Below are 26,635 nucleotides of genomic sequence, written 5' to 3' on the forward strand. Positions count from 1 at the left end.
GGTCAGGAACCGGCGGCGCCCCGGGGGCGGGTCAGCCGCCAGACCGTGTCCTCGCCGGTCTCGGCCGGGGCGAGGCGTTCGGCCGGGCGCCGGAGGTGCTCGGTGTAGCCGAGCCGGGCCGGGACCGCGCCGCTCGCGCGGTTGGCCGAGTCGTGCGCGATCTCGACGAACTCCACCCCGGGGAGGCGGAACGCCTGCTCGGTCACCGCCCGGGCGGTCCGGGTGGCCAACCCCCGGCCGGTGGCGGCGGGGTGCAGCCAGTAGCCGATCTCCCGGCCGTCGGCCGGGGTGTCGTCCCGGCGGAACAGGCCGCAGATACCGACCATCGCCCCGTCCAGCACGATCGCGTAGGTGTACTCCGTCCCGTCGGCCCAGCACTCCGCGCGGCGGTCGAGGAAGTCGGCGGTCCTGGCCGGGCTGTGCTCGGCCACCCAGGGCATCCAGGGCCGCAGGTGCTCCGACGACTCCTCGATCACCCGGAGCAGCTCCGGGAGGTCCGCCGCGCCGTCGAAGCGGCGCAGCGTCAGTCCGTCGAGCTCGATCACCTGCAGCGGAATGTCCATGCCTGGCATGATCGGCTTCGGCGGCGGCGCCGGGCAACGGAGTTTCGGGTGCCGGGCGCCGCAGGCGACGGACAGTGACCACGAACCATCCTTCGCCCGTCTGTGCGAGCGGCCGGTCGATCCGGTAAGAAGTACACGGAGCAGTGGACTTGTGACCTATCATCGCCCGCGGGCCGGAACCCGTCGGCCGTCAGCCGCGTCACTCTCGGTGGCCAGCATGCGGTGTGGGTCGAGTTCTCGGGGTGGGACAGATGGACGATGCGATAACCAAGGCAGGACCGCAGGACCAGCGGTGGGAGCTGCCGGACTTCGAGCACGGGCGCGAGCTCGGCGCGGGCGCGGCGGGCCGGGTGGTACTGGCCCGGCACCGGGCCACCGGTACGCCGGTGGCGGTCAAGTACCTCTCCGGTGCGGCGGCCGACCACGAGGGCTTCCGGGCCGAGGCCGAACTGCTGGCCGGGCTGGACTCGCCGTACGTGGCCCGGCTCTACGAGTACGTGGAGAGCCCGTACGGGGCCGCGATCGTGATGGAGCTGGTCGACGGCATCTCGCTGCGCGACCTGCTGCGGGCCGAGGGCGCCACCGGTCCGGAGGCCGCCCTCACCGTGCTCAAGGGCTCGCTGCTCGGCCTGGTCGCCGCGCACCGGGCCGGGGTGGTGCACCGGGACTACAAGCCGGGCAACGTGCTGGTCGCCACCGACGGTGCGTCGAAGCTGGTCGACTTCGGCATCGCGCTCCGGGTCGGCGACACCGGCACGATCGCCGGCACCCCCGCCTACATGGCGCCCGAGCAGTGGGCCGGCCGCCCCGCCGCCCCCGCCACCGACGTGTACGCCGCGACCGCCACCTTCTTCGAGTGCCTGACCGGGGCCAAGCCCTACGCGGGCACCACGCTGATGGAGTTGGCGGTCCAGCACACCGAGGCGGAGATCCCGGCCGAGCAGGCGCCCGAGGCGCTGCGCCCGCTGATCCTGGCCGGGCTGGCCAAGACGCCGGAGCAGCGGCCGAACGGCGCCGCGCTGCTGATCGAGCAGTTGGAGGCGGTGGCGGGCGCCGCGTACGGGCCGGACTGGGAGGCCCGGGGGCGGCACCGGCTGGCCGCCCTGGTCGCCCTGCTGCCCGGGCTGCTGCCGTACGGCGGCGCGCCCTCGGTGGGCAGCACGTCGTTCGCGACCACGACGATCGGTCAGGTGGCGGCCGGCCCGGCCCGGTTCGGGACCAGGGCCAAGCTGCTGAGCGCGGGCGTCGGGGTGGTGCTGGTGGCCGGAGCGCTGGCCGGGGTCGCGGTGGCGGGTGCCACCGGCTCGGGCGGGAGCACGGCGGTGGCCGCACCCAAGGCGACCACGACGCTCGGGGCGGGCGGCGGATCCTCGCCGGCCGACACCGGGTCACCGACCCCCGCCCCGACCGTCTCCGAGTCCCCGTCACCCTCGCCGTCGGTCTCCGCCTCGGCGTCCGCGGAGGCGAGCGCCTCGGCCTCGGCGACGGTGGCGGCGCCGCCGAAGTCGAGCCCGAGCACGAAGGCCCCGACGCCGACCGCCACCGGGTCCGCGAGCGCACCGCCGCCGCCCCCCGTCACGCCCACGCCGACCGTCACGCCGCCCGGGCCGCCGCTCCAGGTGGCGTACATCGCGGGCTCGGCGAGCTGCTCGCCTTCGTACATGACGGTCTCGGGCACGGTCAGCACCGACGGCGCCGCCGACGGCACCCTGACGCTGACCTGGACCAGCAGCGTGTCCAGGCTCCCGGTCACGCACACCGTCGCGCTGCCCAAGGGCCAACGGAGCGTCAAGTTCAGCGACTCGATGCCGTTCGGCGCGGCCCGGTCGCTGACCGTCCGGCTGGCCAGCACGCCGGCCGCCGGCCGGGGGCAGGGCTCGACCTTCACCCTGGACACCATCACTTGCAACCCGCCCCGCTGAGAGCAGGACAGCCATGACCACTCCACCGGCGTCCGAACCGGACCGTACCGTGCGCCTCGGCAAGCCGGCCGACCCGGAGCCCGCACCCGCACCCGCACCCGTGGTGGCCCTCGGCCCGGTGCGGCGCCAGAAGCCCGCTCAGCCCGCCGAGCCCACCGCCGCACCGACGGAGACCGTCCGGCTCGCCGGTCCGCCGCCCGGGCCGAACGCGACCGTCCAGCTGCGGATCGAAGCCGAAACGGCCGCGCTGAACGAGGAGTTGACGGTCCGGCTGAACCAGGACGAGCCGTTCGGCACCGTCCGGCTCGGCCCGCCACCGGCCGGGAGCACGGTGCAGCTGCGGCTGCCGCCGGAGCCGACCCCGTTCGAGAGCGCGACCTTCCTCGACCCCGAGGTGTGGCCCGCCGCCGCGCCGCCCGCCGGTGCCGACGACCCGACCCGGCGGGTGGCCCCGGCCGTCGCGCCGGTCCCGGCCCAGCCGGACGGCCTGCGCCGGTTCGGCCCCGGGGTCCCGCCGCAGGCCGCTGCGGTCTGGCACGGCACCGCCGAGCCGCCCCGTAGGCGCCGTTGGAAGCGGTGGCTGATCCTGCCGCTGCTGCTCGCGCTGCTGGCCGCCCTCGGGTACTGGGCCTGGCAGCAGTACGGCCGCCCGATGGCGGTCGACTCGGTCGCGATGGAGACCGACCCGGCGGCGCTCGGCTGCGAGGGCACCCAGGTGATCCGGGCCGTCCTGGCCACCGACGGCGGTGGCGGCGACCTGGGTTACCGCTGGCGCCGCAGCGACGGCACCGACTCCGGCGAGCTCACCCAGCACATCGCCCGGGGCCACCGCAGCACCGAGCTGGTGCTCCGCTGGTCCTTCCACGGCCAGGGTTCGATGGACGCCACCGCCACCCTGGAGGTACTCGCCCCGGACACCCACACGGCGGCCGTCTCGTTCACCTACGACTGCGCCTGACCACCCGTCACCCGGCCCGCAGGTCGGGCTCGGGGCGGTGGTCGCGCAGCCAGCGCCGGTAGGCGGAACTGCGGGCGCCGACGGCTCGTTGGGCTTCGCCGACGTGCTGGACCAGGGTCGGACCCAGGTGGGCCACCGGCCCGGCGCGGTGCCAGGCGAGCAGGTGGCGGTACCACAGCGGGTTGCCGACGATCGGCCGGACGGCGATGCCGGGGATCTCCTCGAAGGTGGCCTGGCACAGGCTCACCGCGTGGCCGCCACGGACCAGTTCCAGCAGCAGCCGCCCCTCCACCTCGTGGACGGTGCGCATCCGGTGGCCGGTCGCCAGCAGGGTGGTGGACCAGTACTCCCGGATCCGGTCGTCGTCGGGGTGCGGCGACGCCCAGTCCTCGTCGGCGAGTTCGTCCAGCGTCACCGCGTCCCGCACCGCCAGCCGGTGGCTGGCCGGCAGGGCGACGAACAGCGGCTCGCTGGCGATCGGGTGCAGCGCGACGCCGGGGCAGGGGGCCAGTTCGAAGCCGGGGCTGTCGCCGACCACGGCGACGTCGCGGTCCCGACCGGGGAAGGCCCCATCCAGGTCGTCAACGGCAACCCCGGCGCCACGCCGCCGGCCGGCTGCATGCCGCTCGACCTGGCGGCGTACGGGCCGGGACAGTCCTTCGGCGACCCGGCCACCGGGGTTCGGATCGACGTCCTGCGCCGGGACCGGTTCGCCGACACCGTCACGCTCAGCAGGCGGTAACGCCTGCGGTCGACCGTCCACCGACTCGCGTCGGGGCGCCGCAGGGGCTTCCCCCACGGCTGAGCGGTGCCCCGGCGCGACCCCCCCCGGTCGGAGCCGGGCCCGTCAGTCGAGGGTGGCCGAGGTCCGGGGGCGCACCGGGGCGGTGAGCGAGGGGTCGGTCAGCACCGGATCGTCGGCGCGGGCCCGGGCCAGGGCGGTGGGGGAGAGCCGGGCGGTAGCGAGGGCGGGGCCGTCCGGGCCCACCTCGGTCTGCAGGGTGCCGTCGGGGTTCCAGACCGCGCTGCCGCCGCAGCCCTGGTAGGGGCCGCCGGCGCCGCAGTGGTTGGCCAGCAGCGTGTAGCTGGTGTTGTCGAAGGCGCGGGCCGGCAGGAGGGTGGCGCGCTGGTGGGCGCCGCTGCCCCGGCCGAGCATGGCGCCCAGCAGGTAGGCGTGGGCGCCGTCCAGGGCGGCGGCCCGGGCGTGCTCGGGGTAGCCCAGGTCCCAGCAGATGCCGAGGCCCAGGCGCCAGCCGTCCAGGGTGAGGGTGCAGCCCTCGGTACCGGGGGCGAATCCGGCGGCGCGCTCGTTCGGGGTGACGTGCTGCTTGTCGTACTGGGCGACGAAGCGTCCGTCCCGGCCCAGCACCAGGGCGGAGATCCGCAGCTGGCCGCCGGAGTGGTGACGGGTGGGGGCGCCGACCACCACGGCCGTCCCGGTGTCGGCGCAGGCGCCGGCCAGCGGGTCGAGTCGGGCGTCGCCCGCGTCGAGGGTGTGGGTGTCCGGGTCGGCGACGATGCCGTCGAGCTCGTAGCCGGTCAGGAACAGCTCCGGCAGCACCAGCAGCGCGGAGCCCTGGTCGGCGGCCCGCCGGACCAGCTCGGCGGCGGTGGCGACGTTGGCGGCGATGTCCAGGGCGGCGCAGGCGGCCTGACCGGCACTCAGGGTGAGAACGGTGGACGGCAGGGCGGGAAGATCGCTCATGGAAGGCCAGCCTAGTGCCTGTCGTCAAACTCCCGGCTGCCCCCGACGCCTGGCACGCACTCGCCGCAGGGCCGCCCTCCGGGCGACGACGGGAGTTCGACGACAGGCCCCAGGGCCCAGGCCGTCCGGGCGGATCAGCCCGGGAGCCCCGGTACCACCAGGCCGGACTCGTACGCGAGCACCACCGCGTGGGTCCGGTTCTGCGCGCCGAGCTTGGTCAGCACGTTCCCCACGTGGGTCTTCACCGTCTCCTGACTGACCGTGAGCGACCCGGCGATCTCCAGGTTGGACAGACCGGTGGCCATCAACCGGAGCACCTCCTCCTCCCGCCCGGTCAGCGCCGCCTGCGGCAGGGCCTGGGCGGAGGCCAGCGGCCGGGCGGAGACCAGCCGGCGCAGCGCCGCCGGGAAGAGCACCGCCTCGCCCGCCGCCGCCACCCGGACCGCCTCCGCGATCTGCCGGACCGGCAGCCGCTTGAGCACGAAGCCGCTGGCGCCGGCGCCGAGCGCGGCGGTCACGTAGCCGTCGTTCTCGAAGGTGGTGATCACCACCACCTTCGGCGGCTCGGCCGAGTCCGCGAGCAGCTGCCGGGTGGCCTCGATCCCGTTCCGGCGCGGCATCCGGACGTCCATCAGGACCACGTCGGGCCGCAGCCGCCGGGCCAGCTCGACCGCCTCGACGCCGTCGGCGGCCTCGCCGACCACGGTGATCCCCGGCTGGGCCGCGAGCAGGGTGCGCAGTCCGCTGCGGGTCACCGCGTCGTCGTCCGCGATCAGCAGCGTGACGCCCGGGTCCGGGTCGGGGCCGGTCACGCCGACTGCCGAACCGGCAGTCGGACGGCCAGCCGCCAGTGCTCCGCCCCGTCCGGGCCGGCCTCGAACTCGCCGTTCAGCAGCCGTACCCGCTCGGCCAGCCCGGGCAGGCCGTGGCCGGAGGTCGGGAAGGCGCTCGGGCCCGTCCCGGTCCGGTTCAGCACGCTGAGCTCCAGTCCGTCCGGCGCGGCCGCCACCCGGACCGCGATCGGACCGCCGGCCCCGTGCCGCAGCGCGTTGGTGAGTCCCTCCTGGAGGATCCGGTACGCCGCCCGGGAGAGCGTCCCCTGCACCTGCGTCAGGTCGCCCGACAGCTCGGGCTGCACCACCGCCCCGGCGTGGCGCAGTCGGTCCAGCAGCTCGGGCAGGTCGGCCAGGGTCCTGGTCGGCGCCGTCCCCGCCTGCTCCTCGCGGAGCACGCCCAGCACGTAGTCGAGGTCCTCCAGCGCGGCCCGGGTGGACTCCTCGATGCTGCGCAGCGCGGCCCGGGCCGCCGCCGGGTCGGCCGCGAGCACCTCGCCGGCCACCGCGGCCTGGATGGTGGCCGCCGTCAGGGTGTGCCCGATCGAGTCGTGCAACTCGTGGGCCAGCCGGTTGCGTTCGGCCAGCTGCTGCTCGCGCTCGGCGGCCAGCGCGAGCCGCTCCGCCGAGGAGGGGCCCAACAGCCGCGGTGCCAGCCACCGCTGAGCGTTCGTCACCAGCACGCACACCAGCAGCGCCAGCAGGATGCAGGCGGCCGCCGCCACCCAGCTCCAGCCGCCCGAGATCTGCACCGACCAGTTGAACAGGGTCACCCCCGCCTCGGATCGGGTCCAGTCGCCCGGCAGGGCCACGCCCATGGCGAGCAGCCCGCCGCCCAGCAGCAGCGCCGTCCACCCCAGGGCCACCTGCAGCACCAGCCAGAGCGGGGTCCGCCAGCGGTCCGCGCCGGTCGGGCCGGTCGCGGCAGGGGCGGGCAGCGGCACCGCCAACAGGCGCCGGGCGGACGCGACCAGCGCCCGCCGGGTGCTCCTGGCCAGGCCGATCACCCCGGTCAGCGCCGCCCAGAGCAGCAGGCAGAGCACGGCCTGCACCCCGTAGGGGGCGCTCGGCCAGGCCAGCGACGGCACCACCGCGAAGGGCAGCAGCGCAAGACTCGCCGCCGCACCGAAGGAGGCGAACAGCACACCCGAATACGTTGAGCCGCGCAGTAGCGGCCGGATTCCCCTGATCATGATCGTCAGTATTGCCGAGCGGTCCGGCGGCGACCTCCCCCGATCGGGGGAAGAGCGGCCGCCCTGGCCGCCCCGGGTGCGGCGTACGCTGCTGCCACCCACCCGAACAGGAGACCGAGTGATCATCGCCGAGACCGTCCGGACCACCAGGCTGACGCTGCTCCCGCTGCTGGTCGAGCACGCCGAGGAGATGGCCGAGGTGCTGTCCGACCCCGACCTGCACGGCTTCATCGGGGGCGAACCGCTGAGCCCCGGGGACCTGCGGGCGCGGTACGGGCGGATGACGGCGGGCTCGCCGGACCCGGCGGTCGGCTGGCTGAACTGGGTGCTCCGGCTGGACGGTCCTGACCACCTGGTCGGCACCGTGCAGGCGACCGTCACGACGGACCCGGCGGGGAGCGTCGCGGAGATCGCCTGGCTGGTGGGGACGCCCTGGCAGGGGCGGGGCTTCGCGGTGGAGTCGGCCCGGGCGCTGGTCGGCTGGCTCGGCGAGCGGTCGGTGCGGACGGTGCTCGCCCACGTCCACCCCGGGCACCGGGCGTCCGCCGCCGTCGCGCGCGCGGCCGGGCTGCTGCCGACCGAGGAGTGGCAGGACGGCGAGGTCAGGTGGCGACTGCCGTGAGGCCGGCCGGCTCCGGCCGCAGGGGGGAGCCTGCGGCCGGAGCCGGGCCCGGTCGGTCAGACCTCCAACTCGGCCTCGATCCGCTTGAGTTGGTGGCGGGCCATGGCGAGGTTGGCCCGGCTGCGGTCCAGTGCCAGGTAGAGGAAGAGGCCCTTGCCCGAGCGCCCGGTGAGCGGGCGGATCAGGTGGTACTGGGTGTTGAGCGAGATCAGGATGTCCTCGATGGACTCCTTGAGGTTGAGCAGCTCCAGCGCGCGGACCTTGGCACGGACCACGTCGGTGTTCCCGGCGGCGGCCACGTTCAGGTCGAGTTCGGCGGTGCCGCCCAGGGTGCCCAGCGCCATGCCGCTGTTGTAGTCGACCAGGGCGACGCCGATGGCGCCGTCGATCGAACTCATGACGTCCTTGAGGGCGGACTCGGTGTTGGCCATGGTGGTGCTCTCCTTCGCGGTGGTGAGGTTCGGGACGGGTGGTTCGGAGGTCAGTCGCGGTCCCGGCGGGCCAGCACGGCGTCGGACAGTTCGGCGATCCGCCGCCCGGCCCGGCGGGCCTCCAGGTGCAGGCGGCCGATGTTGGCGTCCGGCCCGGCCAGCAGGGTGAGCACCACGTAGCTGCCCGCCGCGTAGGTGGCGGTGTACCCGAGTTCCCCCCGGGTGAGCAGCTCGCGGAACTCGCCCTGCCCGGTGGCCTCGGCCAGCCGGGCCCCCACGCCGAGCGCGGCGGCGGTGAGCGCGGCGACCCCGGACGGCTCAAGACCCCGGGTGTCGTGGGCGACCACCAGGCCGTCGGTGGTGGCGACCAGGCTGCCGGTCAGGTGCGGGACCCTGGCCCGCAGCCCGCTCAGTTCGTCGAGCAGGCCGGGGCCGGCCAGCAGTTCGGGATCGATCAGGACGGGGGGCCGACGGCCGGTGAACTGTCGCAAGGTGCGCTTCATGACTCGATCGGGCGGACGGTACGGACGGGCGGAACACTCACAGTCGGGCCTCCAGGCCGGCTCGGATCCTGAGCAGCAGGGCGACGTGCGGATCTGACGGGTCGTACGCCGGTGGGGCGGCGGATCTCTGCGGTGGTGGGGCGGAGGGTGCCGCCGGTGCGGCGGCCGACCGCTGGGGCGGTACGGCGGCGGCCGGGGTCTCGACCAGCCCCCGGGCGGCCAGGTGCCGGACGTCCAGCACGGTGCCGTAGGCGGAGCGCCCCAGCAGCAGCGCGATCTCGGCGGGCGTGCGGTGCCCGTCGGCGGCCTCCAGCACCGCCTGCCGGCGCCGGGTGCAGCCGCGCGGCACGGAGCCCGGGCGGCGGCGCACGGCCGCCGTGTCCACCTGCGGGGACGGCCAGACCCGGTCGAGCAGGGCCCGCCTGCGGCCGACCGCCGCCCGCAGCTCCCGGACGCTCACCGGCCGGGCCAGCACCAGCGGCGGGGTGTGGCCCGGGACGAAGTCCGGCTCGCCACCGGAGCGGCTGAGCACCACGTACGCGGCGTCCAACAGAGCGGTCAGCTGGCAGAGTTGGAGCTCGCCGTGGCTGACGTGGCCGGCCCCGACCAGCTGCTCCGCCAAGGTCCGGCCGGAGCCGGTGCAGGCCGCCAGCTGGGTGGCCCACTGCCGTGGGGTGAGCCGCCCGCAGCCGGTGAGCAGGGCCTCGACGCCGGGCGTGGCCGGGCTGTCGGCGGCCACCACCGCGCCGTCGGCCAGGTGCAGGGCGCCCGCGCTGCCGCGCAGGGTGCCGGTGGCCCGGGCGGCGGCGAGGTCGGCGAGCGCGGTCTCGACCGGACCGGCGGGGGAGCGGCCCGACCGGCGCCGGTGCGGGAGCCGGAGGGTGGGAGCGGGCAGCGTGAGGGTCATCAGTCCAGCACCAACTGCTCGGCGATGGCGGCCAGTCGGAGTCTGGCCAGGGCCAGGTTGGCGCGCTCGCGGTCCAGCCGGAGGTAGAGGATCAGGCTGCTGTCGAAGTCGGTCTCCAGGAAGCGGACCAGGTGGTAGGCGGCGGCCGAGCTGAGGATCAGGTCCTCGGCGGGCGCGGTGCCGGCGGCCGGGTCGACGAAGGACGCGCTCTGGGTGACCGCCCGGGCCAGCTCGGTGGCGTCGGCGGCCCCGGCCTCGTGGTCGCCGCCGGGGCCCTCCCCGGCGGTGCCGAGCGCCAGGCCGCTGGTCCAGTCGACCAGGCTGACCCCGAGGGCACCCGGTACGGTCATCGCCTGGGCAAGGCAGTCATCAATTCCCGGCACCGGTCCGTTTCCCTCCCGTCGCACCCGTGGCAGGGCGCGCCTGTTGGCCCCGCGCTCACGGGCGGTAACCTTTGCGGGACGTAACGCTAGCCCGGTCCATCCGATCGTGGGTCGGATTCAGGCATATTCCTCGGGCATATGCCCGAATCTGATAGAGGGCACCTTCCGCACGTTCCAGCGGAACTGACGGAGCGTCGGCGGGACGCCGGGCATGGGCTCGGGGACGATCGTGAAGCCGAACTGTGGCGGCCGTTAAGAATTCCTCGATGGACCGCAGCCGCGCCCAGCAGGCAGATTGCACAGTGCCGTGCGGCCCCGGTGAAGATCCGGAGCAGGCCGTCGGCAGCCCAGACCGTCCCACCGTGCGTCAGGAGCAGTCGCCGTGAAGGCACTCGTCAAGCAGAAGGCCGAGCCGGGACTCTGGCTGATGGACGTCCCCAAGCCCGTGATCGGCCCCGCCGAGGTGCTGATCAAGGTGCTCCGGACCGGGATCTGCGGCACCGACCTGCACATCCGGAACTGGGACGGCTGGGCCCAGCAGAGCATTCGCACGCCGCTGACGCTCGGTCACGAGTTCGTCGGCGAGGTGGCCGAGATCGGCGCCGGGGTGACCGACGTCAACGTCGGCGACCTGGTCAGCGGCGAGGGCCACCTGGTCTGCGGCAAGTGCCGGAACTGTCTGGCCGGGCGCCGCCACCTGTGCCGCAACACGATCGGCCTGGGCGTCGGCCGGGACGGCGCGTTCGCCGAGTACGTCGCGCTGCCCGCCTCCAACGTCTGGGTGCACCGGGTGCCGGTCGACCTGGACGTGGCCGCGATCTTCGACCCGTTCGGCAACGCCGTGCACACCGCGCTCTCCTTCCCGCTGGTCGGCGAGGACGTGCTGATCACCGGCGCGGGCCCGATCGGCATCATGGCCGCCGCCGTCGCCAAGCACGCCGGCGCCCGGAACGTGGTGATCACCGACGTCTCGCCGTACCGCCTGGACCTGGCCCGCGAGGTCGGCGTCACGCTCGCGCTGAACGTCGCCGAGACCTCCATCGAGGAGGGCCAGCGCAAGCTCGGCATGCGGGAGGGCTTCGACGTCGGCCTGGAGATGTCCGGCCGCCCCGAGGCGATGCAGTCGATGATCGCCAACATGACGCACGGCGGCAAGATCGCCATGCTCGGCCTGCCCGCCGAGCAGTTCGCGGTGGACTGGGCCTCGATCGTCACGTCGATGATCACCATCAAGGGCATCTACGGCCGGGAGATGTTCGAGACCTGGTACGCGATGTCGGTGCTGCTGGAGGGCGGTCTCGACCTCAGCCCGGTGATCACCGGCCGGTACGCCGCAGCCGACTTCGAGGCCGCCTTCGACGAGGCCGCCGGCGGCCGCTGCGGCAAGATCATCCTCGACTGGACCATCTGACCCTCCCTCAGGTAGGAGCCCCTGTGTTCGACAACGTCCGCGACGACCTCGCCGCGACCCTGACCGAGATCCGCGAGGCCGGTCTGTTCAAGCCGGAGCGGGTCATCGGCAGCCCGCAGAACGCCGCCGTCACGGTGACCGGCGGCGGGGAGGTGCTGAACTTCTGCGCCAACAACTACCTCGGCCTGGCCGACCACCCCGCGGTGCTCGCCTCGGCCAAGGAGGCGCTGGACCGCTGGGGCTACGGCATGGCCTCGGTGCGCTTCATCTGCGGCACCCAGGACGTCCACAAGCAGCTGGAGGAGCGCCTCTCGGGCTTCCTCGGCCAGGAGGACACCATCCTGTACTCCTCCTGCTTCGACGCCAACGGCGGCGTCTTCGAGACCCTGCTGGACGACCGCGACGCGGTCATCTCGGACGCGCTCAACCACGCCTCGATCATCGACGGCATCCGGCTCTGCAAGGCCCGCCGGTACCGCTACGCCAACCGCGACCTGGCCGACCTGGAGAAGCAGCTCCAGGACAGCCAGGACGCCCGCCGCCGGCTCATCGTCACCGACGGCGTCTTCTCCATGGACGGCTACATCGCCCCGCTCCGGGAGATCTGCGACCTCGCCGAGCGCTACGACGCGATGGTCATGGTCGACGACTCACATGCTGTCGGCTTCATCGGCGAAGGCGGGCGCGGCACTCCCGAACTCCACGGGGTCATGGACCGCGTCGACATCATCACCGGGACCCTCGGCAAGGCGCTCGGTGGGGCTTCCGGGGGGTACGTCGCGGCGCGAGCGGAGATTGTTGCGCTGCTGCGCCAGCGCAGCCGCCCGTACCTTTTCTCCAACTCCCTGGCCCCCGTGATTGCCGCCGCCTCCCTGACCGTGCTGGACCTGATTGAGCATTCCGGGAACCTGCGAGACCGGCTGGCCGCCAACACGGCTCTGTTCCGGACCCGGATGACCGCCGCCGGATTCGACATCCTTCCGGGCGAGCACCCCATTGCCCCCGTTATGGTTGGTGACGCGGCCCAGGCTGGTCGGCTGGCTGAACTGCTGCTGGACCGCGGGGTTTACGTGATCGGCTTCTCCTTCCCCGTGGTTCCCCACGGGCAGGCCCGAATTCGGGTTCAGCTTTCCGCCGCGCACTCCACCGAGGACGTTGAGCGCGCTGTCGAAGCTTTCGTGGCCGCCCGCACCGAGCTTGCCACCGAGCTTGCCGCCGCCACCGCCGCCGATGCCGCCGAGCTTGGGGCGTAGCGCGTCGAAGGCCGACAGGCCGGGGTCGAGCTGAGCCCCGCCGCCGGTCCTGCCGCCGGCTCCACCCGTGAGTTGGGTGGGGCCGGTCGGGCCCTTGCCGAACGAGGTGCTCAGCAGCGACAGGCCGCCGTTCATCTGCTGGGTGTGGGTGTCCTCGTTCTCGGACAGGTTGCGGACCACCGTGTCCATCTTGTCGGCGGTGCCGCGGAACGAGTTGAGGATCCGGTTCAGCACCTCGGTGCCGACGCTCTTGGCGACCTCCTCTGCGACCGCGATGGCCAGCTTGCCGAACGCGTCACCGGGCTTGCCGACGTCCAGGCTGTCGACCACGTTGCGGAACGAGCTGCCCGCACTGTCCACGTCGTCGGAGTGCTTGCGGATGTCCAGCGCGCACTGGGCCATCGCCGCCACGTCGACGCCGAAGCCCTGGCCCGCACCGCCGCTCCCGGAACCGCTGCCGAGGACCTTGGCGATCACGGTGTCCGCCAGGTCGGCGATCGGCTTGGCCAGCTCGTGGGCGAGCCGGGAGACCGCCTCGTCCAGGATCCGGGTCATGATCTCCCGGCCGGCCGCGATGATGGCGGGCGTGCTCAGCCCGAAGGTGGCCGAGGAAGCCGCCAACTGGGCCTGGATGTTGATCAGTTGGACCAGCGCCTGGCCCTTGCATATCTGGATGACCAGGGCCGCGGCCTTGATCGCGGTGGCGGCGGTGCCCAGCACCTCCACCACCATGCCGGAGTACTTGGAGATCGTCCCCCACAGCTCGGCCAGCTTGTCGGCGGACTCGCCGTGGTAGACCTCACCGAGCTTGGCGAGCGCCTTGTCGGCCGCCATCTGGGTGGAGTCGATGGCCGAGGCCAGCTTGGTCAGCTGGTCGGCCAGTCTGGTCAGCTCGTCCTCATTCGCCTGGGGCCAGTCGACCCCGAGGAGTTTCAGTACGAACGTCAATTCCGAAGGTAGCTCCAGTGCCATTGCTGCTGCCCCCCAGCTGCTGGTGGTCGGCCCGTGATCGCAGAACGCGACGATACACACGGAACTCGGTTACCACTACCGGACCTTGGCCCGCTGTGGGGGCGTGTCCGGTACCGGCGGGGCGGACCCTCGGCCGGTCGGTGCGTGGACGGCCCCCGGCCCCCGCTCCGAACGGCCGCGTTCTGACGGTGTGTCGTCATTCGTAGCGTAGTAGTCGGGGCCGACAACGGAACGGCCGTGGGCGTCCTGGTACAACTCCGTTACGGCGCGGGACAGCTGGGGAGGGACGGCTTTCGGTCAGCCGCTCCGGGGGGTGGCCGGATTCCGACCGGGGCGGTGGACCGGCCGGCCGGAGGCATTCGGGTTTCCGGCTGTGGTCGGCGCGCTGGCAGAATAGGGGGCGTGATCGATGCAAGACGGTTGCGGACCCTGCGGGCCGTGGCCGACCACCGGACGGTGACGGCCGCCGCCGCCGCGCTCTACCTGACCCCGTCGGCCGTCTCCCAGCAGCTCGCCGCGCTGGAGCAGGAGACCGGCCACGAGCTGCTCGCGCGGGAGGGGAGAGGGGTCCGGCTGACCGCGGCGGGCGAGATCCTGCTGCTGCACGCCGACCTGGTGCTGGCCCAGCTGGAGCGTGCCGAGGCCGACCTCGCCGCGTACCGGGAGGGCGTCGCGGGCGAGGTGACGGTGGCGGCGTTCGCCACCGGGATCGCGCTGGTGCTGGCCCCGGCGATCGGTGTGCTGGCCGGGACCGCCCCGGGCGTACGGCTCCGGGTGCTGGACGCCGAAGGGGACGCCAGCGTCCCGATGGTGCTGGACGGCCGGGCGGATCTGGCGGTGGCGGTGGAGTACCGGGGCGCTCCCCGGGCCGACGACCAACGGCTGACCCGGGTGGCGCTGTACGCCGAGCCGTTCGACGCGGTGCTGCCGCTCGGCCACCCGCTGGCCGCGGGCGCCGGGCCGATCGCGGTGGCCGAGCTGGCCACCGAACCGTGGATCGGCCCCTACCCCGGCAACCCGTGCCACGACGTGGTGCTGCTGGCCTGCGAGTACGCGGGCTTCCAGCCCCGGCTGGTGCACTCCTCGGACGACTTCCGCGCGGTGGTCGCCCTCGCCTCGGCCGGCGCCGGGGTCGCCCTGGTGCCGCGCTCGGCCCTGCGCGGGACCGACCTGGCGGCGGTGGCGGTCCGGCCGGTGGACAGCGCGCTGGCCACCCGGAAGGTGTTCGCGGCGGTCCGGACCGGGGCGGACCGGCACCCGCTGATCCGTCCGGTGCTGGCGGCGCTGACCTCGGCCGCCGCGCCGCTCGCGGTGGAGTGAGGCCCCGGCGCCGCCCCGCCCCGGTCAAGGGGACCGCCCGGTGCTCGTCCTGACTGATCAGTACCCGTTCTGGCATATGCTGCTGAGCGTGGCCGGGCACCACGACGGCGTGGCGCCGCCGCTGGACGAACGGTTGGAGCACCCCGATGAGCGAGCACGTCCCGGACCTTGCGACCGAGCCGATTCCGGTCGGGGTGATCGGCCTCGGCGACATCGCCCAGAAGGCGTACCTGCCGGTGCTCGCCGCGCTGCCCGGCCTGGACCTGCGGCTGATGACCCGGGACCGGGCCAAGCTGGACCGGATCGGCGACAGCTACCGGATCACCCAGCGCTACGGTGACCTCGGCGAGCTGATCGACAGCGGGCTGCGGGCCGCCTTCGTGCACGCCACCACGGACCAGCACGTGCCGATCGTCACCGCGCTGCTGGAAGCGGGCGTCGACGTCTACGTCGACAAGCCGCTCGACTACCACCTGGACGGCGCCCGCCGACTGGTCGACCTGGCCGAGCGTCAGAACCGTTCGCTGATGGTCGGGTTCAACCGGCGGCACGCCCCGGGCTACCTGATGGCCAGGGAGCGGCCGCGCGACCTGATCGTGCTGCAGAAGAACCGGGAGGGCCTGCCGGAGGCCGCCCGCACCCTGGTCTACGACGACTTCATCCACGTGGTGGACACGTTGCTGTTCCTGGCCCCCGGCGAGATCGAGCACGTCGACGTCCGGTCCCGGATCCGGGACGGCCTGGTCGAGCACGTGGTGCTGACCCTGGCGGGCGACGGCTTCACCGCACTCGGCATCATGAACCGGCTCTCCGGCTCCACCGAGGAGATCCTCGAGGTCTCCGGCGGCGACTCCAAGCGGGCCGTGCACAACCTGGCCGAGGTGATCGACCACCGGGGCCAGCCCACCGTACGGCGCCGGGGCGACTGGGTGTCGGTGGCCAGGCAGCGCGGCATCGAGCAGGTGGTGGTCGGCTTCCTGGACGCCGTCCGGGCGGGCAAGGTGCTGTCGGCCCGGGACGCGCTGCGCACCCACGAGCTGTGCGAGCGGATCGTCAACGAGCTGGCAGAGCAGACCCGCTGACGCGTTCGCGGGCGCTGCTCAGGACGCGGACCCGTCGACGTCGCGGGAGGTGTTGCCCCGGTGCGCCAGGTTCCAGCTGATGACCCGCTTCGGATGGATCCGGATCACCTCGGCACTGAAGAACCCGGCCGCCTGGGGCGGCGCCACCCCCGTCAACAGCTCGGCCCGGCCCCGCAGTTCCACCCCGCGCCCCCACCCCGGCGCCACCGGGTCGTCCGCTGGGGCGAAGTCGTCCACCACGAACGACACCTGCGGATTCGCTTGCAGATTGCGGTACTTGCGGCTCTCGCTGAGCTTCGGCCCCCCGATGTCCACCGTCCCGTCCGGGTTGAGCCGGAACGACACCGGCCGCACCTGCGGCCCCCCGTCCGGCCCCACCGTCGCCAGCCGCCCGACCGGCTGCCCCGCCAGGTACGCCCGCTCCTGCTCGGTCAGTGCCATCACCGTCTCCGTCCCGTTGCCGCCGGCTCCCCACGGTAGAAGGTGAAGTCCGCTTGAGGTCAAGCGCGGACGGCGGCTGTCCGGTGGGCTCCCTCAGCCGAGCAGCTCGGGCGCGAAGTAGTCGCGCAGCCGAGCGATCTTCCCGTCCCGGACCCGGAAGATCTGCACCAGCGAGACGGTCACGTCCTCCCCGCCGTCGGCTCCGTCGAAGACGGTGTCGATCTCGGCGATGAACACGTCGGGATCGGCGGTGGTGTGCAGCACGTAGCCGGTCTTCTCGAGGTTCGGGACGGGGCCGTCCTTCGGCTGGCGTTCGTAGTACGCCGCCATCGCGCGGCGGATCTCCTCGCGGCCCGCCATCCGGCGGGGAAAGCGGCCGCCGGCAGGCAGCAGCGGCGCCTCCAGGACACCGTCCGGGGTGAAGCTCTCGGCAAGGGCGTCGGCGTTCCGGGAGAGGGTCCCAGCGTGGACGTAGCTCTGGAAGATCTCCTGCGGCGTTCGGGACACGGCTGCTCCTGGGCTTCGCTTCGGGCACGGAAGGCCAGCCCATCACAGCGAGCCGCCCGGGAGCGCCGTCTCCACCCGTGGGTCCGACCGGGCCAACGCCGTGGCTGTCGTGGTGCCGGCGGTGCATGATCGTGCCCATGGAGAACCCCGTCCCCGCGCCGGCCCCCGCCGCGTACGCCTGCATGATCGTGCGCAAGCCCGCCGAGGAGGTGTTCCGTGCCTTCGCCGACCCGGCCGTGACCACCCGGTTCTGGTACAGCGGGAGCAGCGGGCCGATGGTCGCGGGGGCCGAGCTGCGCTGGGAGTGGGAGACCTACGGCGCCGCCGTCGACGTGCGGGTCGAGGAGGTGCAGGAGGGGCGGCTGATCCGGTTCGCGTGGGGCACCTACGAGCAGCCGACCACCGTCGAGCTGCGGTTCACCCCGCACGCGGCCGGGGCCACCTTCGTCGAGGTCGCGGAGACCGGATTCCAGGGCTCGGCGGAGGCCGCCGTCCGCTGGGTGAACGACACCGTCGGGGGATTCACCACAGCGCTGTGCGCCCTGAAAGCCCTGCTGGAGCACGGCATCGAGCTCAACGCCGTGCCCGACCACCACCCGGCGTCCTGATCCGGCGTCAGGCCGTGCCCGACGGAGGCGGCCTGACCACCGCCCCGAGAACGAGTTGCCTGCGGACCGTGGTCTGAATCACGATCACCCGCATGGACCTGTAACGGCCGCCACGGGGCAACACCCCACCTGTCGCGCGACCGACCTCGGAGTCTGACGACCCGGCCCCGAGGCAGTCGGCCCGCTCGGTGCCGGCCGGCGCGGGAGCGTGGCGCAGTGATGGTCGGGCCGTCCGGCCGCCGAAGGCGTGCCTGCTTTCGAGCTGCCGGGCGGCCCGACCACGGGTACCGACCGGTCAGGGCAGCAGCTCGACGTACCCGTCGGTCCCGTGCACCCGGATCCGCTGCCCGTCCCGGATCAGCCGGGTGGCCTGCTGCACGCCCACGACGGTCGGCAGGCCGTACTCCCGGGCGATCACCGCGCCGTGGGTCATCAGGCCGCCGACCTCCGTCACCAGGCCCGCGATGCCGACGAACAGCGGTGACCAGCTGGGGTCCGTGAAGGTGGTGACCAGGATGTCGCCCGCTTCGAGATCTGCCGCCGCCATGTCCAGGACGACGCGGGCCCGCCCCTCGACCGTCCCGGCGGAGACCGGTAGGCCGACCAGCGCGCCGTCCGGCACGTCGTCCCGCCGGTACGCCCCGCTGAGGGCCTCGCCGTCGGAGGTCAGCACCCGGGGCGGGGTGAGCGCGTGGCAGGAGCGGAACGCCTCCTCGCGCCGCTCGATCAGCCCGTCGTCCAACTGCCGTGAACGCACGAGGTCGTGGAACTCCTGGAAGGTGAGGTGGAAGACGTCCTCCCGCTCGGTCAGCACCCCGGCCTGCACGAGTCGGCCGGCCTCCGCCAACAGGGCCTGCTTGTAGACGAAGTAGCGGCTGATGATGCCGTACTTCGGGTACTCCCGGTACCCGATGAAGGCCCGCACCTGGTCGATCATCCGCTTGGTCCGGTCGGCCTTCCGGTCCCCGTCCGGCAGGGCCCGCAGGCGGGCCAGCACGTCCTGTTCCTTCTGCTGCGCCTTCTGCCGCCCCTGCTCGAACCGCCGCTCCGCAGCGCCCGGTTCGAAGTTCCGGACGTTGTCGAGGATCGCCGGCACGAGCGTGCCGGGGCGCTCGCGCCATCGGGGCCTGGTGATGTCGATCTCACCCGCGCAGCGCATGCCGTAGCGGTCGAGGTACGCCTTGATGGCGGCACGCGCCTCGGTCCCGCCCGCCAGCTTCGGCAGCTCGTCCAGGAAGCCGTCGTCTTGGACGCCCTGCAGGAACGCCACCACCTCCGGGTGGGGGCGGATCACGTCCGCGACGTCGAGCAGCTCCAGCCCCATCTCCGAGGTGATGTTGTCGGGGGCGGACAGCGTGAGCGTGTCAGCCGCGCTCTTCTCGCCGAGCCACTCCTGCAGCTTGTCGTTGAGCCACCAGGTGGCCTCCATCGCGGTCATGACGGCCTGGATGTTCAGCGGATCGCTGAGCACGCGCTTGTGCTCCTCGAAGGCTTCCAACAGGAAGTCGAACAGGGCCGGGCCGGTCTTGCTGCGGATGCCGCGTTCCAGGGCGGCGACCGAGGCCCGGCTGCGCTCGATCAGCTCGGCGACGACGGCCGGGTCGGTCCGGGCCGGGTCCTGCTCGGACTCGTCGGACGGGTGGTCGGCCGGGGGGTCGGCCGGGTCCCCACCGGGGCTCGGGTCCGGGAGCGACGGTACGAGGTCGCCGTGTTCGAGGACGGTCTCCAGAGCGTCCCTGACCAGCGGATCTCCCCGCCCCAGGACCTCCAGGAGGCCGGCCCGGCTCACCGGCGAGGCCAGTCGCGGGGCGACGTCGACGAACAGCCGCCCGCCGGCCTCGTGCATCGGCACCATGGCGGTCAACTGCCACATCGAGAGCCCCAGCGGCTTCATGGGGTCGGTCATCATCTGCCCGTGCCCGACGGACACGTAGACGTGGTGCTCCCGGTCGTCGCTCCGGGGGACCGGGAACAGCGTGGTGATCGGCCGGCTCTGGACGATCCGGAAGTCGTCGTCGGCCAGGCACCACTCGATGTCCTGCGGGTGGCCGAAGTGTGCCTCGATCCGCCGCCCGAGCTCCACCAGCCGGACGGCCTGAGCATCCGTCAGCGCGGGCTGCTCCTGCTGCTCCGGGCCGATCGCCACCTCCCGCGTACCGCCGCCCGGCAGCGGCTGAACGGCGATTCGCTTGGCGGCGATCGCCCGGTCGACGACCTCGCCGCCCCGCACCTTGAAGACGTCCGGGTTCACCAGGCCGGAGACCAGCGCCTCGCCCAGGCCGAAACCGGCGTCCACGGTGGCGACCTTCCGGTGGCCCGTGACGGGGTCGGCCGTGAACAGGACGCCGGACGCCTGCGGGAGGACCATCCGCTGCACGACCACGGCCATCCGGACCGTACGGTGGTCGATCCCGCCGCGCTGACGGTAGGTCACGGCCCGCTCGGTGAACAGCGAGGCCCAGCACCGGCTGACGTGCCGGAGGATCTCCGCCGGCCCCACGACGTTCAGGTAGGTGTCCTGCTGGCCGGCGAAGGAGGCCGTCGGCAGGTCCTCCGCCGTCGCGCTGGACCGGACGGCGTAGGCACCCTGCGCGCCGAACCGGACGAGTGCGGCGGTGACCGCCGCCGCGAGCTCGTCTGGGACGACGGTCTCCTCGACGGTCCGCCGGATCCGCGCACCGAGCGCCCGGACCGCCTCCCGGTCGTCCGGGCCGAGGCGTGCCAACTCGTCGAGCAGGTCGTCGATCGCCGGTGCGTCCGCCATGACCCGCCGGAAGGCGTCCGTGGTCACGCAGAAGCCGTCCGGCACCCTGATGCCCTCGATCCGCGACAGCTCGCCCAGGTGCGCGGCCTTGCCGCCGACGTCCGCGACCCGCGTGGCGTCGAGCTCCTGAAGATCCAGCACGTACTGCTCACTCACTGCGATACCTCCGAGGCGGCCGCGCTCCGTTGTCCTGCCGTACCTGATCGAATCACCGGCGCCGCCGACTCCGTCGAATCCCCCGACCGGGCGCGTCCCGGTCGATCCGACCTCGTCACGCTCTCCATGCCTCGACAACAACAGACTCATTTCCGCAGGTGGTGGCTTCGGCCGACGATTCTGCGACATGATCGGGGGCTTGTGGCAAGCCCCGGGGTGCGCTATATGGTGGGAGTGGCAAGGAGCGCGTTCTCCTTGCCTTTGCTGTTGGCCCTGGTGGCAGCCCTTGCCGGTGGTGCGGGGCGAGGACGCAGAACTCGTGGCCCTCGGGGTCGGCCACGCAGGTCCACGGGACATCGCCCTGGCCGAGGTCGCGATCGGTGGCACCGGGGGCCCGCAGCCGGGCCGACTCCGCTGACGTGTCGTCGTCGGGGTACGGCAGCAGATCGAGATGGACCCGATCCGGCGTCGGCTTCGCGTCGGGCGTGCGGAGGAGTTCGAGGTAGGGGCCGACACGACACCCTGGACGGAGCACGGCGGCGCATGATCGTCGGTGGCCTCGTGCAGGGCCCAGGCCGTCGCTCGGCCCCGTAACCGGGCCCGCGGATCTGCACAGTCGACCACCACGGCGCCCGGGTTGGCCACGTTCGCCAGGGCGAATCCGTGCACGTTCAACGTGGCCACTGTCAGTACTTCGTCTTCCCCATCACCGAGTTGGGACCAACCGGACGAGTGGACCGCCACCTGTGGACCGTGAGAGATGGCGGCTTTAGACCGCCGCCAGATCCTTCACCGACCTCCGCGATCCAGCGGTCGTTCAGTTCGAGCCGGACCGAGCCGGGCGGCCTGATCCCGGCCATGCCGGTGGAGGCGGAGGCTGTCCGGGGTCGGGCCCGATCGGAGGCCGCCCGGGCCCGGCCGCGAGGTTCACGACACGCTCGGAGACGGGCGCAGTGGCAACCGCAGCTTCGGCAGCACAGCCTTCACCGTCGCGTCCATGGCGGCGAACGCGAGGTCCTTGCCCAGCGCGTCCATCGGCTTCCCGGTCTGGGTCTTGAGCTCGCAGTCGAGGTTGCCGTCCCGGACGACCAGGTGCAGATCCGACTTCCACGGGCCCGCCTCCGAGGAGACCAGGCGGAACGCCTGACTCCCCAGCCCCGGCTCCTCGGTCAGCGTCCCGCCCGCGACCTCGACCGCGGTGGTGCGGGAGTGGCCATGCATCCGGATCGCGGTGGCGGTGTCCTTCCAGGCACTGCACTGGACCACCACCCGGCCGTGCACGTCGCCCCCGCTCAGCGACTGTTTGCACTCCGATCCACTGGCCTCGGCCGGGTTCGCCCCCGTCTCCCCGCCCTCCGGCGCCCCGTCGAGCGTCGCCACGGCAGTGGCGAGCTCGGTGAAGTCGAGCTGCCCGCACAGCCCCCGGGGCGGCTGGTACGGCCCGGGTCCGTCCGTCCGCTCCGCTGTCGGCACCGGCGGCGGAGCGGCGGTACTCCCGCCACCACCACAGCCGACCATCCCCACCGCCATCACCACTCCGAGCCAGCCGCCCCTGACCAGCGCCGAACGCAGCACGATGTCCCCCTCCGCCGACCACGAACCTCCCCGCAGGCTACCGGACTTGACGTCCGATCCACGGCAGATCCGCACCTCCGTGAGAGCGAGCGAGCACCACTTCGCGGTTGTGCACGTCACCAGGGCACGACGCCCGCGTCGTCGAAGAACTGTCCGGTGGGGCCGTCGTCGGGCAGGGTCGCGAGTTTGACCGCGATCGCCGCGCCCTGTTCGGGGGTGCGCACGCCACGGAAGCCGTTGAGGTCGGTGGCGACGTAGCCGGGGCAGCCGACGTTGATCAGGATGTTGGTGCCGCTCAACTCCCGTACGTACTGGAGGGTGACGGCGTTCAGGAACGTCTTCGACGGCGAGTACGCCGCGGCCACCGGACCGGCCGTCAGCTCGGCAGCGGTCCCTGACTGCCGGGCGAGGGAGCCGACGCTGCTGGACATGTTCACGATCCGCGGCGAGGCAGAACGGCGCAGCAGCGGCAGCATCGCGTTGGTGACGCGGATGACGCCGATCACGTTGGTCTCCACGACCGTGCGGATGGTGGCGGGGTCGACGCGGGTGGGCTCCTGGGGCATGCCGCCGGTGATGGCGGCGTTGTTGACGAGCACGTCGAGGCGCCCGGCCTGATCCTCGATCAGCCGTGCGGCCGCTGTCGCGCTCGCGTCGTCGGTCACGTCCAGCGGTACGCCGAAGGCGTCCACGCCGGCCGCGCGCAGTTTCTCCACCGCGGCCGTGCGACGGTGCTCGTCGCGGGCGCCGACACCGATGCGCCAGCCGAGGGCGCCCAGGCCGGCGGCGATCTCGTAGCCGATTCCCTTGTTCGCGCCGGTGATCAGCGCAGTCGTTCGTTCGCTCATGGGGACCATGCTGCGCTCGGACCCCGGCGGGGGTCCAAGACCGATTGGGTGGGCAGCGATACCTTCCAGGTATCGATCCGGAGTACCGTGGCCGGATGGAGACCAGGGAACTGCGCTACTTCGTCGCTGTCGCCGAGGAGTTGCACTTCGGCCGCGCCGCGCAGCGGCTCGGGATCGCCCAGCCGCCGCTGTCGCGGGCGATCCAGCAGCTCGAACGCCGGCTCGGGGCAACGCTGTTGGAGCGGACCAGCCGCGCCGTCACGCTGACCGAAGCCGGCTCGGTGCTGCTGGTCGAGGGCCGGGCGGCCCTCGACGCGGTCGAAGCCGCCGAGCGCCGGACCCGCCGCGCCGCCCTTCCACCGACCGGCCGGCCCGGCCTGGTCCTGGTCACGAAGGCCAGTGCGTCCCGCGATCTGCTGGCGAAACTGCTGGACGCGTACGCCGCCGAACCCGGTGCGGTCGTCGTCGACGTCCTCCTGTGCGGTCCGGCCGAGCAGGCAGGACTTCTGCGCGAAGGCCGGGCCGACGTGGCGCTGCTGCACCGGCCGTTCGACTCGACGGCCGGGTTCCACACCGAGGAACTCGGCACGGAGGGCCAGGTGGTGGTCCTGCCGGCCGGGCATCCGCTCACCGTCCGGTCCCAGGTGCACATGGCCGACATCACCGAGTTGCCCGGCCTGCCCCTGCCACGCTGGCCCGATCCCGACGGCACCTACCCGCCCGGCCCCGGCCCGCAGGTCCGCGACCACGCGCAGTTGTTGCAGCTCGTCGCGCTCGGCCGGGCCTGCGCGGTCTCGCCGGAGTCGTGCCGAGCCCAGCTCCCCGGTGACCTCGCCGCCGTGCCCGTGCTGGACGCGCCGAAGGTCACCACCGTGATCGCCTGGCCGCCGCACAGCCGGTCCAGGGCCGTCGCCGACCTTGTCCGGACTGCGACCCGTCTCCGGTAGTTCCCATCCGCCTGGCCGGGCTCCGGCCGTCGTGTCCGGCTCAGGTGACTCGGCCTGGAGGGACCAGGGGGCCCGCCGCCTCTCGGTTCCCGGTCTCGCCAGGGCGGTGACCGGACACGCCACTTGGCGAGCAGCGTCGGGGTTCTGGCTGATCAGACATCGCATGGGACGCGATGGTCGGCGGGCTCGACGGTGGAAAGCTCTCGGGGCTCGACTCCCGCCGTTGTTGTGTGTGGCGTCCGGTCAGATCTCGGGCACAGCCAGGGCATCGTCCGCGGTGCCGCCGGGATTGCCTGCTGCCACTCCCGCAGATGGTCATTCGTGAGGGGGTGAAGCGTCGCTGGAGGTGAGAGCTCGGGCACGACTCTCCAGGTGAGGCGTCAGGAGGTTGCGGTCGACCCCGGACCGACCGGGGGTGGCCCTGCCTTCGCGCGACCGGGCACAGCGGACGCTCCGATGTCGTCGGGCTGGAGGAGCCCGGTGAGTACGCGGGTGAGGATGCGATCGAAGAGCGCTTCCGATGAGTCCTCGGCCTCGGGCGGCTGCCCGGTCAGGGCAGCGGTGAGGTGCGGGTGACGGCCCGTCAGGGCGACCTGGGTGAGATATTCCGCCTGGGCCTGCTGCCACTGCGGGACGGTCTGCCCGGCGACATGCTGGACCAGCTCGGCGCGGGTCAGGGTGGAGACGACGGCATGGAGGATCGCGACGGCCTCCAGCTTGGTCCGGGGGCTGACGTCGACGTCGGCCAGTGCGGCCAGGGCGTGCTCCAGGTGGGTGACCGCGTGCGGCCCCACCGGGGTCCTCGCGGCGGTCGCGTCCAGCAGCCAGGGGTGCGCGAGGTAGACGCTCCTGCTCTGCCGGGCCAGGGCGAGCAGGTCGTCGAGCCAGTGCCCGGAACCGAGCCCGGCGTAGGAGATCTCGCCGCTGACCTGGTCGATCATCAGTTCCAGCAGTTCGTCGCGGGTGGCCACATAGCGGTAGAGGGAGGCCGGCCCGGCCCCGAGAGCGAGCGCCACGGCCCGCATGGTGACGGCGGGCAGGCCGTCGGCGTCGGCCAGGGCGATTCCGGCGGCGGCGATGCGGTCGCGGTCGAACGCGGGCGTCGGGCCACGTCCGGCGCGTTCGGGGCGCAGCCAGATGCTGTGGGCGGACGGCTCGGTCATGGCCTCTCCTTCTCTGCGAACGGTGTATGCAGTATCTTAGGCCGCATGAACTGCGAACATGGATCGCAGTAGATGAAGGAGAGCCGACATGCCCCAGATGCAGCCGCAGCAGGAGTGGACGCCGACCCGGTATGCGCGCAACGGCGACGTGCGGGTGGCCTTCGACCAGTTGAAGGGCTCCGAAGGCGAACCGCTGCTGCTGATCATGGGGTTGGCCACCGCCCGGTTCTGGTGGCCGGCCGGACTCTGCCGGGCTTTCGCGGACGTCGGGTTCGCGGTGGCCCGCTACGACCAGCGCGACGCCGGCCAGTCGACCCGGATGCCGGACACCGCCACCACCAACCCCTTCAAGGCCCTGTTCGCCAAGCGCGGGGACGCTTACACCTCCGAGGACATGACCGACGACGCCATCGCTGTGATGGACGAACTCGGCTGGGAGCGAGCCCATGTCTTCGGGCACTCCCTGGGCGGCGCGATCGCCCAGCGGATCGCGCTGCGGCACCCCGACCGGGTGCTCAGCGTCACCTCCTCGGCGGCCCTGCCCAGCGACGTCTCCGGTCTTGGGGTCCTGCGCCACCTGCGTTTCGGCCTGCTCGCCAAGCTCGCCCGGACCACGTTCCCCGAGGGACGCGAGGGCGACATCGAGGCCGCCCTCGCCGTCTGGCGCGGCATCGCCTCCCCCGGCCACCCCTTCGACGAGGCTGCGGCCCGCGCCTGGGTCGAGGCCGACGTGGACAGCGGCCCGCGCGACAACAAGGCGCAGAGCCGCCAGATCGGCGCCCAGTGGCACGGCCCCAGGCTCAAGGAGCTACGCCGACCCACTCTGGTCCTGCACGGTGAGCAGGACCCGATCCTGCGGGTCAGCGCGGGCCGCGCCACCGCCCGGGCGATCGACGGCGCCCGCCTGGTGACCTACCCGGGCGTCGGCCACGACCTCCCCGCCGCCCTGTGGACCGACATCGCCCGCCAGGTCGGCGAGATGGCGTTCCGTCAGTGGCGGTCGGGCGGTGCGGACGTGCTCGGACAGCCGGTGGGCGAGTGACAGTCCGGTGCACTCCGGCGTCGTGGGTGCGGTGGCCGTCGTGCCGGACCGTTGAGGTGCCGGCCGACCTTCTCCGTGCTCAGGTTCCCCGTCGCCGCACGGCCGTTCGTCCTGGGTGAGGGTGCGTCAGACCTGCCGACGCACCGCGCGCCGTGCTTGCGTAGTCCCCCTTCAGCGGGTCCGGGCGGCCGCCCCGCGGGATGACGGCCCTGCTGCGAGCCACCGAAGCCGGACCGGGTGGGTGAGAGCCCTGGCAGCGGGCCCGGGGTCAAGGTCCCGGCGCGGGTATGGGGCCGGCGGTGCTGGACCGCCCGGAGGGATCGTCGCGACCGGCCGGGCAACTCCCCGGTCGGCGTCCGCCGCATTGGTTCCCGCCGGCTTGTCACAGGGCACCGCCCTCGTGAAGTCCCCACGGTCACAGGCGGCAGATTCAGGGCTCGGTCATGATCCTCGACCTATTCAGCTAAGTAGCTGACTGACCATGGCCGTTGGGGCGATGGTCGGGCCATGGACCTACAGACCATGG

Annotated in this window: 27 protein-coding genes and 1 pseudogene; 12 read left to right on the plus strand and 16 right to left on the minus strand. The window is 73.1% G+C overall.

Translation table 11 applies throughout. The annotated features are described in order from the left end of the window. Positions 1–2: 2 nt before the first annotated feature. A complete protein-coding gene (locus tag ACIRPK_RS28105; protein ID WP_403043221.1) occupies positions 3–563 on the minus strand; it encodes a GNAT family N-acetyltransferase in 561 nt (186 codons plus the stop codon). A 251-nt stretch (positions 564–814) separates the two neighbouring features. On the opposite strand from ACIRPK_RS28105, the gene ACIRPK_RS28110 reads away from it, so the two are divergent. Continuing rightward, entirely contained in the window at positions 815–2,485 is a 1,671-nt protein-coding gene (locus ACIRPK_RS28110; RefSeq protein WP_403043224.1) for a serine/threonine-protein kinase, read from the plus strand. A gap of 13 nt (positions 2,486–2,498) precedes the next feature. Then, positions 2,499–3,443 (plus strand): hypothetical protein, encoded by a 945-nt coding sequence (locus ACIRPK_RS28115; protein ID WP_403043227.1) that lies wholly within the window; start codon positions 2,499–2,501, stop codon positions 3,441–3,443. Positions 3,444–3,450: 7 nt separating this feature from the next. On the opposite strand, the gene ACIRPK_RS28120 is transcribed toward ACIRPK_RS28115, so the two are convergent. After that, complete coding sequence (locus tag ACIRPK_RS28120) at positions 3,451–3,981, minus strand: LysR substrate-binding domain-containing protein (RefSeq protein WP_403043230.1); 531 nt, start codon at positions 3,979–3,981, stop codon at positions 3,451–3,453. An 81-nt stretch (positions 3,982–4,062) separates the two neighbouring features. On the opposite strand from ACIRPK_RS28120, the gene ACIRPK_RS28125 reads away from it, so the two are divergent. After that, on the plus strand, positions 4,063–4,185 hold the full coding sequence (locus ACIRPK_RS28125; RefSeq protein WP_403043233.1) for a hypothetical protein: 123 nt from the start codon (positions 4,063–4,065) through the stop codon (positions 4,183–4,185). Between the two features lie 105 nt (positions 4,186–4,290). Here the strand turns inward: ACIRPK_RS28125 and ACIRPK_RS28130 are convergent, their stop codons facing one another. From ACIRPK_RS28130 to ACIRPK_RS28140, 3 genes are all read right to left on the minus strand, one after another. Further along, positions 4,291–5,148 carry a carbon-nitrogen hydrolase family protein gene (locus ACIRPK_RS28130; RefSeq protein ID WP_403043235.1) on the minus strand — a complete coding sequence of 286 codons (858 nt, stop codon included), beginning with the start codon at positions 5,146–5,148 and terminating at the stop codon, positions 4,291–4,293. A gap of 134 nt (positions 5,149–5,282) precedes the next feature. Next, positions 5,283–5,960 (minus strand): response regulator, encoded by a 678-nt coding sequence (locus ACIRPK_RS28135; protein ID WP_403043238.1) that lies wholly within the window; start codon positions 5,958–5,960, stop codon positions 5,283–5,285. After that, positions 5,957–7,174: a sensor histidine kinase gene (locus tag ACIRPK_RS28140; protein ID WP_403043240.1), complete on the minus strand. Its 1,218-nt coding sequence runs from the start codon at positions 7,172–7,174 to the stop codon at positions 5,957–5,959. Before ACIRPK_RS28140 ends, ACIRPK_RS28135 begins: the two co-directional genes overlap by 4 nt. A gap of 118 nt (positions 7,175–7,292) precedes the next feature. On the opposite strand from ACIRPK_RS28140, the gene ACIRPK_RS28145 reads away from it, so the two are divergent. Beyond that, positions 7,293–7,796, plus strand: coding sequence for a GNAT family N-acetyltransferase (locus ACIRPK_RS28145; RefSeq protein WP_403043242.1), 504 nt, complete (start codon positions 7,293–7,295; stop codon positions 7,794–7,796). A 56-nt stretch (positions 7,797–7,852) separates the two neighbouring features. On the opposite strand, the gene ACIRPK_RS28150 is transcribed toward ACIRPK_RS28145, so the two are convergent. Genes ACIRPK_RS28150 through ACIRPK_RS28165 form a run of 4 tightly spaced genes read right to left on the minus strand, consistent with a single transcriptional unit; the run spans position 7,853 to position 10,020 of the window. Beyond that, on the minus strand, positions 7,853–8,227 hold the full coding sequence (locus tag ACIRPK_RS28150; RefSeq protein WP_403043245.1) for a hypothetical protein: 375 nt from the start codon (positions 8,225–8,227) through the stop codon (positions 7,853–7,855). Positions 8,228–8,277: 50 nt separating this feature from the next. Continuing rightward, positions 8,278–8,730 (minus strand): roadblock/LC7 domain-containing protein, encoded by a 453-nt coding sequence (locus ACIRPK_RS28155; RefSeq protein WP_403043247.1) that lies wholly within the window; start codon positions 8,728–8,730, stop codon positions 8,278–8,280. A gap of 37 nt (positions 8,731–8,767) precedes the next feature. Continuing rightward, positions 8,768–9,637 carry a transcriptional regulator gene (locus tag ACIRPK_RS28160; protein ID WP_403043250.1) on the minus strand — a complete coding sequence of 290 codons (870 nt, stop codon included), beginning with the start codon at positions 9,635–9,637 and terminating at the stop codon, positions 8,768–8,770. Next, positions 9,637–10,020, minus strand: coding sequence for a hypothetical protein (locus ACIRPK_RS28165; protein WP_403043252.1), 384 nt, complete (start codon positions 10,018–10,020; stop codon positions 9,637–9,639). Before ACIRPK_RS28165 ends, ACIRPK_RS28160 begins: the two co-directional genes overlap by 1 nt. 382 nt (positions 10,021–10,402) lie before the next feature. Between ACIRPK_RS28165 and tdh the strand changes: the two genes are divergently transcribed. From tdh to ACIRPK_RS28190, 5 genes are all read left to right on the plus strand, one after another. Continuing rightward, positions 10,403–11,431 carry an L-threonine 3-dehydrogenase gene (gene tdh, locus ACIRPK_RS28170; RefSeq protein ID WP_403043255.1) on the plus strand — a complete coding sequence of 343 codons (1,029 nt, stop codon included), beginning with the start codon at positions 10,403–10,405 and terminating at the stop codon, positions 11,429–11,431. Positions 11,432–11,454: 23 nt separating this feature from the next. Further along, complete coding sequence (locus ACIRPK_RS28175; RefSeq protein WP_403043257.1) at positions 11,455–12,684, plus strand: glycine C-acetyltransferase; 1,230 nt, start codon at positions 11,455–11,457, stop codon at positions 12,682–12,684. Positions 12,685–13,063: 379 nt separating this feature from the next. After that, positions 13,064–13,480 (plus strand): hypothetical protein, encoded by a 417-nt coding sequence (locus ACIRPK_RS28180; protein ID WP_403043259.1) that lies wholly within the window; start codon positions 13,064–13,066, stop codon positions 13,478–13,480. Positions 13,481–14,058: 578 nt separating this feature from the next. Next, positions 14,059–14,976, plus strand: coding sequence for a LysR family transcriptional regulator (locus tag ACIRPK_RS28185; RefSeq protein ID WP_403043261.1), 918 nt, complete (start codon positions 14,059–14,061; stop codon positions 14,974–14,976). Between the two features lie 182 nt (positions 14,977–15,158). Next, the gene (locus ACIRPK_RS28190; protein ID WP_403043293.1) at positions 15,159–16,058 is read left to right on the plus strand and encodes a Gfo/Idh/MocA family protein; all 900 of its coding nucleotides are present in this window, start codon (positions 15,159–15,161) and stop codon (positions 16,056–16,058) included. Positions 16,059–16,076: 18 nt separating this feature from the next. On the opposite strand, the gene ACIRPK_RS28195 is transcribed toward ACIRPK_RS28190, so the two are convergent. Then, a complete protein-coding gene (locus ACIRPK_RS28195) occupies positions 16,077–16,499 on the minus strand; it encodes a PPOX class F420-dependent oxidoreductase (RefSeq protein ID WP_403043264.1) in 423 nt (140 codons plus the stop codon). 93 nt (positions 16,500–16,592) lie between these two features. Then, complete coding sequence (locus tag ACIRPK_RS28200; RefSeq protein ID WP_403043266.1) at positions 16,593–17,006, minus strand: nuclear transport factor 2 family protein; 414 nt, start codon at positions 17,004–17,006, stop codon at positions 16,593–16,595. A gap of 137 nt (positions 17,007–17,143) precedes the next feature. On the opposite strand from ACIRPK_RS28200, the gene ACIRPK_RS28205 reads away from it, so the two are divergent. Next, on the plus strand, positions 17,144–17,614 hold the full coding sequence (locus ACIRPK_RS28205) for an SRPBCC family protein (RefSeq protein ID WP_403043268.1): 471 nt from the start codon (positions 17,144–17,146) through the stop codon (positions 17,612–17,614). 295 nt (positions 17,615–17,909) lie between these two features. Here ACIRPK_RS28205 and rph read toward each other — a convergent pair whose 3' ends face one another. The 4 genes and pseudogenes from rph to ACIRPK_RS28225 all read right to left on the minus strand — a co-directional run bounded on the left by rph (position 17,910) and on the right by ACIRPK_RS28225 (position 22,957). Next, positions 17,910–20,534: a rifamycin-inactivating phosphotransferase gene (gene rph, locus ACIRPK_RS28210; protein WP_403043271.1), complete on the minus strand. Its 2,625-nt coding sequence runs from the start codon at positions 20,532–20,534 to the stop codon at positions 17,910–17,912. Between the two features lie 298 nt (positions 20,535–20,832). After that, positions 20,833–21,161, minus strand: a pseudogene (locus ACIRPK_RS28215) (VOC family protein); the annotation flags it as partial. A 300-nt stretch (positions 21,162–21,461) separates the two neighbouring features. Then, positions 21,462–22,109, minus strand: a complete 648-nt coding sequence (locus tag ACIRPK_RS28220) for a hypothetical protein (protein ID WP_403043274.1) — start codon at positions 22,107–22,109, stop codon at positions 21,462–21,464. A gap of 116 nt (positions 22,110–22,225) precedes the next feature. After that, positions 22,226–22,957: an SDR family NAD(P)-dependent oxidoreductase gene (locus tag ACIRPK_RS28225; RefSeq protein WP_403043277.1), complete on the minus strand. Its 732-nt coding sequence runs from the start codon at positions 22,955–22,957 to the stop codon at positions 22,226–22,228. Between the two features lie 95 nt (positions 22,958–23,052). Here ACIRPK_RS28225 and ACIRPK_RS28230 point away from each other — a divergent pair, with 95 nt between their 5' ends. Next, positions 23,053–23,904, plus strand: a complete 852-nt coding sequence (locus ACIRPK_RS28230; RefSeq protein WP_403043280.1) for a LysR family transcriptional regulator — start codon at positions 23,053–23,055, stop codon at positions 23,902–23,904. A gap of 380 nt (positions 23,905–24,284) precedes the next feature. On the opposite strand, the gene ACIRPK_RS28235 is transcribed toward ACIRPK_RS28230, so the two are convergent. Next, positions 24,285–25,067: a TetR/AcrR family transcriptional regulator gene (locus ACIRPK_RS28235; RefSeq protein WP_403043282.1), complete on the minus strand. Its 783-nt coding sequence runs from the start codon at positions 25,065–25,067 to the stop codon at positions 24,285–24,287. An 88-nt stretch (positions 25,068–25,155) separates the two neighbouring features. On the opposite strand from ACIRPK_RS28235, the gene ACIRPK_RS28240 reads away from it, so the two are divergent. Continuing rightward, entirely contained in the window at positions 25,156–26,109 is a 954-nt protein-coding gene (locus tag ACIRPK_RS28240; protein WP_403043284.1) for an alpha/beta fold hydrolase, read from the plus strand. Positions 26,110–26,635: the final 526 nt, after the last annotated feature.

Origin of the sequence: Kitasatospora sp. NPDC101801 (assembly GCF_044766665.1) — a bacterium.
Lineage (GTDB): Bacteria > Actinomycetota > Actinomycetes > Streptomycetales > Streptomycetaceae > Kitasatospora.